This is a genomic window from Streptomyces sp. URMC 127, assembly GCF_051386535.1.
Taxonomy (GTDB): Bacteria; Actinomycetota; Actinomycetes; order Streptomycetales; family Streptomycetaceae; genus Streptomyces.
In genome coordinates, this window is the sequence record NZ_JBPQTW010000230.1 from 1 (window position 1) to 10488 (window position 10488).

Here is a 10488-nt window from a genome sequence, read left to right on the forward strand (position 1 = left end):
CCCCCCCCCCCCCCCCCCCCCCCCCCCCCGCTGGTGCCGGACCGGCTCGGGAACCGGCCGGGTCGCTCAGGGCCCGGTCACGTCCACGTCTCCGGGCGCGGGTCGTGCAGGGCGGGGTCCTCGGCGGCGGTGCGGGGCAGGAGCTCGGCCGGGACGGCGCCGTTCGACGGGTAGAGCAGGCGCCCGATGGGGTAGGGCTCGGCGTACGTGGTGACCAGGCGGCGGACGGTGACGGGGTCGGCCGTCACCGGGAAGCGGCGGCGGTCGGCGTCCGCGTCGTCGGCGCTGGGGTCGGGGTCGGTCAGGGTCGACCACATGTCCTCGGCCGCGCTGATGAGCTGGTCGAGTTCGTCGCGCACCCCCTGCCAGGCGCCTTCCCGCACCGCCTCGTCGATGCGGGACAGGGTGCCGAGGATGCTGGCGTAGTCCTCGGCCAGCTGGTCCTCCTGAGGGGACGGGGCAAGGGTGTTGGCGACTGGCTCGGTGGTGTACACGGCACCTCCACGCAAGGGGAAACGGTTCAAGGCCGGGGCGGATGCGTACGAAACCCCCGCCCCGGCATCGTCGCGCGCCACGGGGCCGACCACCGCTCTCCACCGTCACCGGTCGGCGATATATCACTCGCACGGGCGAGCGGGGTGCTGACGCCGCGGGGCGGGGGCCCGCGGCGGCCGGGTCGCCCGGGCGAGCCGCGCGGTCGCGAGCAGGCAGACCGCCGACATCGCGCACAGCACCAGCGGAACCGCCCGGACGCCCGACAGTTCGATGGCCCGTCCCAGCGCGGGGCCCGCGGCGACCCCGCCGGCCATGGACGCGGCGATCACGTAGGCGGCGGCGCGGCGGGCCGTGGGGACGGTGCGGTGGAGCCAGGGCAGGCCCGTGGGGAAGACGGGCGCGATGAACAGGCCCACGCCCGCGTACGCGTAGGGGGCGAGGGCCGGCACGGCGGCCGCGGCCGTGCAGAGCACCATGCCGGCGCAGCTGACGGCGACGATCAGCGGCTCGGACCTGCGGACGGCGAGCGGCACCACGAGGAACCGGCCGGCCGTCAGCATCAGCCAGTAGACGGAGGTGGCGGAGGCGGCCGTGGCGGTTCCGTAGCCGACGGCTTCGAGGTGGGTGGGCTCCCAGCCGCCGACGCCCGCTTCGACGCCGACGTGCACGACGTACAGCAGCACGAACGCGCCCAGGAGCAGCATCGCCCGGCAGGCTCCCGGCGGGGCTGCGGACGGCGCGGCGGGGTCTTCGGCGGGGGCGTCCGGGTCCCGGTCGCGGACCCCCTTCAGGAAGAGCAGGAGGACGGCCGCGAGGGCTCCGCAGGCGAGGAAGGCCACCGCGTAGCGGTCCGGTCCCAGGAGCCCGACGAGGGCGGGTCCGGCGACCGCGCCGATACCGAAGTGGGCGTTGAGGATGTTGAGCATGGCGGTGCTGCGCCGCCCGAATCCGGTGGCGAACAGCTGGTTGAGGCCGTAGTCGATGCCGCCGAAGCCGAAGCCCGCGACCAGCGCGGCGGCCAGGGCGGCGGGCCAGGCCGGGGCGAGGGCGAAGGCGGCGCTGCCGAGGGCCATGAGCGCGTAGGAGGAGCCGAGGAGCACGCGGTTGCCGGCCCGGCCGTGGACGCGGTTGAAGGCCAGGACGCCGGTCACGCCGCCGGCGAAGTGGGCGCTGAGCCCGAGCCCCGCGCCCGAGGGGGACAGCCCGAACTCCTCGCGCAGGGCGGGGATCGCGGGCCCGTAGAGGGCCTGCAGGGCACCGATGAGGACGAATCCCGCGCAGGAGGCGGCGACGGCGGCGCGCGTGAAGAGGGCGGTGCCCCGCGGCGGGTTGCCCCGCGGCGGGTTGCCCTGCGGCGGGTTGCCGCGCGCGCCGGTGACCGGGTCGGTCATGGGCGCCCCGGTGCCGCGCTGAGGAAGCGTTCGGCGATCTCGTGGGCGAACGCCATCACGGTGCCCTGCGGGCTGATGCCCGTGACGCCGGGCAGGACGCTCGCGTCGCACACGCGCAGCCGCCGGAAGCCGTGGGGGCGGCCGTGCCCGTCGCAGGTTCCGCCGCGCTCCGGCAGGGCCATGCGGGCGGACGCCATGCCGTGCACGGACACCAGTTCCCAGTCGCCGGGGCGGACGCGGCGGCAGAAATCCTCGGCCTCCGCGCAGGAGCGGACCGGTGGCGCCGCGGCCACCGGTGGGATCAGCTCCCGGGCGCCCGCGGCGAACAGCACCTCGCAGGTGCGCCGGAACGCCTCGCGCAGCAGGCTGTGGTCGGCGGACGTCATGCCGTGCCGGAGGAGGAGCCCGCCGCGCGGCGTGGCCCGGATCCGGGCCTTGCCCTGCAGGCGAACCTGGGTGGTGAACGACCCGAGCGTGCCGAAGGCGGCGAGGAGCCGGTCGAGGAGGTGCGGGGAGCGGCTCGCGAGGGCGGCGGCGAGCGTGCCGCGGGTGACGTTGGACGGCATCAGCAGCACTCCGTCGCCTGCGAACTCGTGGACCTGCGCGGTGAAGATGGTGCCCCGGTCGGCGTGCACGGGCTCGTCGAAGCGGGCGACGGTGCGCAGGTTGACGTGCAGGGACAGCTCGCGGCCCGCGGTGCGGCGGTGGATGCGGCTGCGCTGCAGGAGCGCGGGCGTCTGCAGGGGGCCGGCGGCGAGGAAGACGTCGCGGGCCCGGTGGACGGTGGTCCGGCCGCCGGGTCCCTCCGCGACGACTCCGGTGACCGCGCCGTCCTGGTGCAGGATCCGCAGCACGCGGGTGCCGGGGACGATGCGGGCGCCGAGCGCCTCGGCTTCGGGGAGGTAGCTGACGGCCATGCTCTGCTTGGCGCCCGTGGGGCAGCCGGTGGTGCAGCGGTTGCTGTGGCGGCAGCCGGTGACGGCCCGGCGGGCGGGCTGCCAGCGCCGGCCGAGCCGTTCGGCCCCGGCCGCGAGCAGGCGGGAGTCGTGGTTGCCGCTGCCGTGCGGCTGGGGGGCGACGCCGAGGCGGCGGGTGACGAGGGCGAGGTGGGCGGCGAGGTCGGCGGCGCGGTACCCGGCCACGCCGGACTCGGCGGCCCAGCGGTTCAGCAGGGCGGCCGGGGGCTCCCACAGCAGCCCGCCGTTGACGACGGTGGTGCCGCCGACGCAGCGCCCTTCCCCGTACGGGAAGGCGGGGGTGCCGAAGACGGGGGTCAGCCCGCCCTGCCGGTAGAGGCGGCGCATGTTCTCGGCGGGGGTGGCGGCGGCGATGCTGCCGGTGGCGACGCGCGGCCCCTCCTCCAGCACGGTCACCTGCCGCCCGGCGGCCGCGAGTTCCCGGGCGACGACGCTGCCGCCGGCTCCGGAGCCGATGACGAGGACGTCGGTGCCGTCGGCGCGCCGCATGCGTGCCGGGCTCACCGGTCCGCCCCTCGGAAAGGGGCCGGCTGCCGCCCCGGGACGCCGTCGAGCGCGCCGAGCAGGGCGAGGGCCGTACTGGCCCGGACGACGTCCCCGAAGCCGGGCAGGGCGGCCAGCCGCTGCATGCCGCGGCGCCCTTCGGCCGCGGTGGCCTTCCGCAGGCCGCGCCCCGAGACGAGGAGGAAGGCTGCCGGGAGCAGGCGCAGCGTGAGGGCGTAGGCGGCCCGGTACGGGAGCGGGAGGGTGTTCAGAGTGCCGGTCACGTGGGCTTCGGCGGCGGTGCGGGCCTGTGCGGTGTGCAGGCAGGCGTACTGCCGCAGCCAGTACGAGCGCAGGCCGCTCGCGCGCAGGGCGGCGCGCATCAGGCGGTCACCTTTTCCTTGAGGAAGGCGGTCAGCAGGCGGGTCGCGCCCTTGGCGAGGACGGTGTCCAGCGCCTGCAGGAAGAGGGTCGTCTCGGCCTCGCCCGCGACCAGGGGCGGGGAGACGATGAGGGCGATGTCCCGGTTGGAGCCGAAGAAGGTCAGGATTCCGTGGTCCCGGTACAGGGCGGCGATCACGGCGGCGGTGAGGAGCTTGGGCACCGCCTGCGGGTCGCGGACGGCCGCGGGGAGCAGGGTGCGGACGCGGTCCGGGAGCTCCGGGCCGGGCCGCAGGAAGACGCCGTGGAGGGCACCGCGGCCCGTGGTGGAGGCCACGAGGCGCGGGTGCCGCGCGGCGATCCGGGCGAGGCCGGCGGAGAGGTGCTCGTCCAGGGCGCGGGCGCGGCCGGGGAAGTCCTCCTCCACGGCCACGAGGACGGCTTCGAGAGCGGTGGCGGTCTCCTCGCCGAACCCGTAGTAGGTGGTGCTGTGCAGCGTGGCGTCGGCGAGGTTGTCGTAGGCCCGGCGGAAGACGGGTTCCCGGGCCACGTACCCGGAGATGGAGGACTTCCCGCCGCCGAAGGACTTCGACATGGTGAGGACGTCGGGGACGAGGCCGGGGCAGCGCATGAAGTGGAAGAGCTCGCCGGTCTTGCCCCAGCCGGTGTACACCTCGTCGAAGACGAGGACGATGTCGTGCTCGGTGCACAGCCGCCGGACCTCGTAGAGGAAGGCGGGCGGGCACTCGCGCAGCGCGGAGGCGCTGAAGGGTTCGAGGACGACGGCGTAGACGTCGCTGCCGCCCGCGGTGCCGCGGTGCCGTTCGAGGGCCAGCTCGAAGGAGGCGAGGTCGCCGAAGGCGAAGGAGTCGGTGCCGGGGATCCGGGGGAACTCGAAGTGGATCTCGGGGGAGGCAGTGAGGCTGCCGGCACCGAGGAGCTTGCCGTGGAAGGCGATGTCCGTGTGCAGGACGGTGCCGCGGCGGCCGCCGTGGTACTTGTACGCCAGTTTGACCGCGCCTTCGACGGCTTCCGCGCCGGAGTTGGGGAAGTAGCAGACGTCGAGGTCGCCGGGGAGCAGGGCGGCCAGGTTGTGGCTGAGGGCGGCGACGTAGGGCGAGAAGAAGTTCTTGTGGACCTCCATGCGGCGGCGCTGCCGGAAGCGGTCGCGGGCGGCGAGGACGCGCGGGTGGTTGTGGCCGTGGTTGAGCACGCCGATGCCGCCGGTGAAGTCGAGGACGCGGCGGCCGTCGCGGAGGGTGATCCACGCGCCTTCGGCGCGCTCGACGAGGTCGCGGCCGAAGCCGAAGGAGCCGATGAGGGAGACCTGGCTGCGGCTGACGTGCTTGGCGTAGAGGTCGTGCACCTGGTCGATGCCCAGGTGCTCGGCCTGGTCCAGGGAGATGAGTTCAGGCATGGAGGTCCTCGGGTTCAGGCATGGGAGTCCTCGCGTTCAGGCACGGGAGTCCTCTGGTTCAGGCGTGGGAGTCCTCGGGGAAGTTCCGGCCGGCACCCGGTTCGGTGCGCAGCCGGTCCGCGATGAGGCGCCCGGCGCGGCGGCCGTCGCGCACGGCGTAGTTGGTGCCCCGGTCCTCGGGGAAGACCTGGGCCATCCCGGCGAGGTAGAGGCCGCTCACACGGCTCTGTACGGGGGGCATGAGGCGGGTGTAGCGGGGGGTGATGACGGGCTGGGCGTGCTCGGCGCGCCACACGTGGTAGGCGTCGACCCAGCTGCGGTCGAAGCCGGGGAACATCCGCTGCAGGTGCGGCAGGCTGTGGGCGAAGACCTGCTCGTCCGCCATCCGGTACAGCTCGGCGTCGGCGGGCAGGTATTTGGAGAGGTAGGCGATGTGCCGGCCGCCGTAGCGGGCCGGGTCGTCCATGTTGGTGTGCTCGATCACGCCGACGTAGGGGAACGACGGGTCGTTGACGTTGAGCCAGTAGGTGTCGGACAGCGGCCGGTTGTTCTCCAGGACCAGGCAGATGTTCGCGAGGTAGCGGATCCTGCGCAGCTGCCGCACGAGGGGCGGCACGGAGGGGTGGGTGTCGCTCTGGCCCTCCAGCATGCCGGCGGCCAGTGCGGGGGCGACGGTCAGGAGGACCTGGCGGGTGCTGTGGAGCTCCCCGTCCTCGGTGCGCACGCCGGTGACCCTGCGGCCGTCGGTGACGACGGACCGCACGGGGGTGTCCGTGCGGATGTCGGCTCCGTGGTCGGCGAGGCGCTTGCGGAGGGCGGTGAGCAGGGTGTCGCAGCCGCCGCGCAGGTAGTAGAGGGTCTCGCTGCCGGAGCGGGTGCGGCTGCCGCCGCGCAGGTGGAGCTTGGTCCACATCCAGGTGGCGCCGACCTCCGCGGCGTGGTCGCCGAACTTGCCCTCCAGCAGGGGGCGCCACACCACCTCGTAGACCCGGCGGCCGCCGAGGGAGACCAGCCACTCCTCGGCGGTGCGGTGCTCCAGGAGGCGCCAGTCGCGCACGCGCCGGGCGCGCACGGCGAGCAGGCCGAGCCGGAGCCGGTCGGGCAGGGGCAGCGGGGCGAAGCGGAGCAGGTCGAGGGGTTTCGACAGGCGGTAGACGGAGTTGGCGTAGTACATGCCGGTACGTGTCAGGTGGGGTTCCATCAGGCCGGCGATGCCGAGCCGGGCGCAGAGCCGCAGCATCTCCTCGTCGGAGGCGAACCAGTGGTGGTAGAAGCGTTCGAGGCGGCGCTCCCCCACGGTGAAGCTCCCGGCGAGGCCGCCGATGTCGGGGTCGCGTTCGAGGAGCCGTACGGTGTGGCCGAGCTCGGCGAGTTCGAGCGCGGCGGACAGGCCGGTGAAGCCGGCGCCGACGACGATGACGTCCGGGTGCTGCATCACGCGACCTCCTCGGCCGAGGCGAGGACGGCCCCGGGCATCGTGCTCCGTATGCGCTCGCCGATCACGTACGCGGGCCTGCCCTGCACCTGGCGGAGGACCGCGTGCAGGTACTCCCCCACGACGGCGACGGCCAGCGACTCCATGCCGAACAGCGCGAGCGGCAGGGCCCTGGAGCGGCCCCGGCGGGTGAGCGCCATGACGAGCGAGGCGGCGAGGGAGGCGGTGCCGGTCCACAGCGGCAGCCGCAGCGGCAGGACGGAGCCGCTGGTGAGGAAGGCGCTGCGGGACAGGCCGAGCATTTTGCGCAGGGTGTATTTGGATTCGCCCGCGGCTCGCGGGTCCCGCTGGTATTCGATGGTCGTCTCGGGGAATCCCGCCCAGCTGACGGCGCCGCGCAGGAAGAGCTCACGGTCCGGCAGCGCGGTGAGCAGGTCGACGACTTCCCGGTCGAGCAGCCGGAAGTCTCCGGTGTCGAATGCCACGGGGTGGTCGGAAATCCTGCCGAGGAGCCGGTAGAAGGCATGGGCCGATAAGTTCTTGAAGACGGTCTCGCCGTGTCTGGCGGTGCGCCGCGCGGAGACCACGTGCCATCCCCGGCGCCAGCGGGCGGCCATTTCCGGGATGATTTCGGGAGGGTCCTGCAGGTCGGCGTCGATGACGACGACCGCGTCGCCCCGCGCCTCCCTGAGCCCGCCCAGGCAGGCCGCCTGGTGGCCGAAGTTCCGGCTGAAGCGGACGGCCCGCACCATCGGCGACTCGCGGGCGAACGTCCGTATCAGGTTCCAGGTGGCGTCGGTGCTGCCGTCGTCCACGTAGATGACCTCGTAGCGCAGGCCCTCCGCGGGGCGCAGGGCCCGGGTGATGCGGTCGTGGGTGCGGCCGAGCACCGCTTCCTCGTTGTAGCAGGGCAGGACGACGCTGATCAGAGGGGTGGTCGGGGACGGTGGGCTGGACTGGCTGGCAGGCATGGCCTCTCCTGTGCCGGGAGCCGGTTGTCGCCGTGCGGGATTGCCGGGATTGCCGCCGCGGGGGATTCTCTCCGTGCCGCGCTTTTCGGGCGCGCTGTCTTCCTCACGCGGCCTTCATTGCCGCGCATTCGGATACTTTCCCCGTGCACCGATCGACGGTAGCCGACCGCCGAGCGGGCGGGCAAGATCCCTGCAGCGGGGACCGCGGGATGCGTCAATACCGGCTTCCGGACCGCATTTCCCGGGTGGCGCAGTGCCGCGTGCGCCGTCCGCGGCCGGGGCCGAGACTGGAGCCGGGCCCCGGCCTCGCGCCCCCTGCCCGGGGCGGAGCGGCGGGCCCCGCAGCCGGACACGACCCGGACGGTCCGGAGGCACAGGAGGAAGCGGAGGAAGCGGAGGCACCGGGGAAACCGGAGAAAGGGGACGGCGCGTGCCCGGACACGGCGTGCCCCACGGCCCGGAGGCTCCCGCGGCCGCGCCCACGAGGCATGCGGGTACGGGCCGCCGGGCCGTCCTGGCCGGGGCCGCCGGCCTCGCCCTCGGCATGTGCGGGTGCGGCACCGCGCCCCCGCGCAACACCATGGGCAGCGCGCCGCCGTCCCCCGCCGCGCTCCCCCGCCCCGCGCCGTGGCGGCCCGACCCGTCCGACGTCCGGCCGGACGTGAAGCTGCGCGCCGTGCAGCTGATCGAGGCCCTGGGCACCTGGCGGGACGGCGCCGGGGGCGTGGCGAAGGCCCGGGAGCGGCTCGCCGCGCTCGGCCTGCCGCCCGCGCTCGCCGGGCAGGCCGGGCCGCTGCTGTCCGGCGCGGACGCGGCCGTGACCGAGGTGACCGACGCGCAGTACGGCGGCGTCCTGGCCGGTTCCGCGAGCGTCCTGGTCGTCTGCCGGCAGTGGACGCGCACGGGCGGCGGGCAGGTGGTGGCGGGCGGGACGACCGTGGACGTCCGCCTGGCCGCGGGCACGCCGCGCTGGTCGGTGAGCGAGCTGCACCCGGCCGCTCCCGGACCCGCGGCGGACAGCCTGCCGGAACCGGCGCGGCGGGTACTGGACGACGACCGGATCCGGCTGCCGGCGGCCGCCGAGGCCGACGTGCGGAGCGGCGGCGTCCACACGAGCGTGCTGCGGGCGATGCTCCGTCTCGCGGAGCGCTACCGCATCGACGTCAGCGTCGTGCGCTCCGGCCACCCCCTGAACGTGTTCGGCACGGACCGGCCCAGCGACCACCCGCCCGGCCGGGCCTTCGACGTGTGGCGGATCGACGGCAGGGCGGTGGTCGACCGGGCCACGCCGCGCGCGCTGGTCGAGGCGTTCATGCGCGACGCCGCCGCGGCCGGCTCGTACAACGTCGGCGGCCCGCTGCTGCCGGCGGGGGCGGGGGCGGGCCGGCAGTTCTTCACCGACGACACCCACCACGACCACGTGCACGTCGGCTTCGGCGGCTGACGCGGGAGGCCGGAGGACAAGAGGGAGGAGCCCCGTGACCGTCGAGTACACCCGCTACCGCATCGCCGACCCGGAGCGGCGCGCCGCCTTCGAGAAGGCGTGCGCGGCCGCCGCCGAGCACCTGTACGCGGCTCCGCAGTGCCTGGGCTACGAGCTCGCGCACGGGGTGGAGGAGCCGGAGCGGTTCGTCCTGCGGATCGAGTGGACGTCGGTGCCCGACCACGAGCGGGGGTTCCGGGAGGGGCCGCACGTCCGGCCGTTCCTGGCCGGGATCCGCCCGTTCGCGGGCGACATCGAGGAGACGGCGCACTACGAGCGGCTCCTCGTCGTCGCCAAGGGCCGGGTCTGAGGCCGCGGGAGCCGGCCGAGGGGGCCGACCGGGGGCGTCGGTCGCACGGGTCAACCGCGGGAGTCAGTCGACGCAGGGAACGCCGCCCATTTTGACCGCCGGGCCCTGGAAGGAGCCGGCGGACACGGGGTCCGAGTCGCCCGGCTTGGCGTCGCCGCCGCTGCCCGGGCCCTTCCCGTTCTCCTGCCCCTGGTCCTGTCCATGGTCCTGCCCTCGGTGCTGCGGTCCGGCGGCCGGCGCGTCCTTCCGGTCCGTCCTCGGCCCCGTCATCGCCTGGACGAGGGACTTGACCTTGGCCGGATCGACGAGGTTGACGGCCTCTCCCTTGCGGGTGGCGAAGCCCTCGATCGGGAGGGTGTGGAACTCGGCGTTGCCGCCGGTCAAGTTGGGCGCCTGCCGGGCGAAGTCCAGGATGTTCCACCGGTTGTCGATGACGACGTCCTTCTTGACGACGTCGAACAGCCCCTGCAGCTTGCCGAGGTCGCTCCACACGCCCTGCTCCTGCAGCTTGTGCGTGACCGACGACAGGAACGCCTGCTGGCGGCGGGTGCGGTCGAGGTCCCCGCCGGCCAGGCCGTGCCGCTGCCGGACGAAGGACAGCGCCTGGCGGGCGTCGAGCTGCTGCGGCCCGGCGGGGAAGTCGGCGCCGGAGTACCGGTCGCGCACGGGGTGCTTCAGGCACACCGGGACGGGCTGGACCACCTTGGCGATGTCGTAGAAGCCCAGCAGGTTGACCTCGGCGAAGTGGTCGATGGGCACGCCGAGGAAGCGCTGGACCGTGGCGAGCGTGGCCTCGCGGCCCGCCTCGCGGCCGCGGTGCTCCAGCTCGGCGCCCTTGACGCCCTCGGCCGCCAGCTTCTCCTCGGCCTCGGCCTTGGCGATCCCGTACGCCTCCTTGATCTTGTGCTCGCCGCGCCCGCCGGCGATCTCGACGTAGTCGTCGCGCGGTATCGAGAAGGCCGTCACCTTGCCGCCGCCGGCCGGGATGTGCATGAGGATCAGCGTGTTGGTGTTGTAGCCGCCGATGTCGCTGGAGCCGGCGTGCAGCTCGTCCTGGACGAACTCCTTCGGCAGGTCGTTGCCGTTCATGTCCTTGCGGCTGTCGAGGCCGATCAGAAGCAGGTTCACCGCGCCGTCGCGGCCCG

The 10488-nt window shown here is 74.5% G+C and carries 10 protein-coding genes; 2 read left to right on the forward strand and 8 right to left on the reverse strand.

What is annotated here, in order from left to right:
• Positions 1-77 precede the first annotated feature (77 nt).
• The 7 genes from ACSNOH_RS29765 to ACSNOH_RS29795 all read right to left on the reverse strand — a co-directional run bounded on the left by ACSNOH_RS29765 (position 78) and on the right by ACSNOH_RS29795 (position 7550).
• On the reverse strand, positions 78-494 hold the full coding sequence (locus ACSNOH_RS29765; protein WP_436724547.1) for a hypothetical protein: 417 nt from the start codon (positions 492-494) through the stop codon (positions 78-80).
• A gap of 123 nt (positions 495-617) precedes the next feature.
• Complete coding sequence (locus ACSNOH_RS29770) at positions 618-1886, reverse strand: MFS transporter (protein ID WP_436724548.1); 1269 nt, start codon at positions 1884-1886, stop codon at positions 618-620.
• Positions 1883-3367 (reverse strand): FAD-dependent oxidoreductase, encoded by a 1485-nt coding sequence (locus ACSNOH_RS29775; RefSeq protein WP_436724549.1) that lies wholly within the window; start codon positions 3365-3367, stop codon positions 1883-1885. The genes ACSNOH_RS29770 and ACSNOH_RS29775 overlap by 4 nt, the downstream gene beginning before the upstream one ends.
• Positions 3364-3729 carry a hypothetical protein gene (locus ACSNOH_RS29780; RefSeq protein WP_436724550.1) on the reverse strand — a complete coding sequence of 122 codons (366 nt, stop codon included), beginning with the start codon at positions 3727-3729 and terminating at the stop codon, positions 3364-3366. Before ACSNOH_RS29780 ends, ACSNOH_RS29775 begins: the two co-directional genes overlap by 4 nt.
• Positions 3729-5144 carry an aspartate aminotransferase family protein gene (locus tag ACSNOH_RS29785; RefSeq protein WP_436724551.1) on the reverse strand — a complete coding sequence of 472 codons (1416 nt, stop codon included), beginning with the start codon at positions 5142-5144 and terminating at the stop codon, positions 3729-3731. The genes ACSNOH_RS29780 and ACSNOH_RS29785 overlap by 1 nt, the downstream gene beginning before the upstream one ends.
• Before the next feature lie 58 nt (positions 5145-5202).
• Positions 5203-6579, reverse strand: a complete 1377-nt coding sequence (locus ACSNOH_RS29790) for an NAD(P)/FAD-dependent oxidoreductase (protein ID WP_436724556.1) — start codon at positions 6577-6579, stop codon at positions 5203-5205.
• Entirely contained in the window at positions 6579-7550 is a 972-nt protein-coding gene (locus ACSNOH_RS29795) for a glycosyltransferase family 2 protein (RefSeq protein ID WP_436724552.1), read from the reverse strand. Before ACSNOH_RS29795 ends, ACSNOH_RS29790 begins: the two co-directional genes overlap by 1 nt.
• Before the next feature lie 430 nt (positions 7551-7980).
• On the opposite strand from ACSNOH_RS29795, the gene ACSNOH_RS29800 reads away from it, so the two are divergent.
• Complete coding sequence (locus ACSNOH_RS29800) at positions 7981-8994, forward strand: hypothetical protein (protein WP_436724553.1); 1014 nt, start codon at positions 7981-7983, stop codon at positions 8992-8994.
• A 34-nt stretch (positions 8995-9028) separates the two neighbouring features.
• On the forward strand, positions 9029-9343 hold the full coding sequence (locus ACSNOH_RS29805; protein ID WP_436724554.1) for a putative quinol monooxygenase: 315 nt from the start codon (positions 9029-9031) through the stop codon (positions 9341-9343).
• A gap of 63 nt (positions 9344-9406) precedes the next feature.
• On the opposite strand, the gene ACSNOH_RS29810 is transcribed toward ACSNOH_RS29805, so the two are convergent.
• On the reverse strand, positions 9407-10488 hold a 1082-nt coding region (locus ACSNOH_RS29810; RefSeq protein ID WP_436724555.1), incomplete at its 5' end, for an LCP family protein.

Excerpts from the sequence above, each read along its gene's own strand:
- ACSNOH_RS29785 (WP_436724551.1), bottom strand. The coding sequence starts at position 5,144 with ATGCCTGAACTCATCTCCCTGGACCAGGCCGAGCACCTGGGCATCGAC.
- ACSNOH_RS29770 (WP_436724548.1), bottom strand. The coding sequence starts at position 1,886 with ATGACCGACCCGGTCACCGGCGCGCGCGGCAACCCGCCGCAGGGCAAC.
- ACSNOH_RS29790 (WP_436724556.1), bottom strand. The coding sequence starts at position 6,579 with ATGCAGCACCCGGACGTCATCGTCGTCGGCGCCGGCTTCACCGGCCTG.
- ACSNOH_RS29795 (WP_436724552.1), bottom strand. The coding sequence starts at position 7,550 with ATGCCTGCCAGCCAGTCCAGCCCACCGTCCCCGACCACCCCTCTGATC.
- ACSNOH_RS29780 (WP_436724550.1), bottom strand. The coding sequence starts at position 3,729 with ATGCGCGCCGCCCTGCGCGCGAGCGGCCTGCGCTCGTACTGGCTGCGG.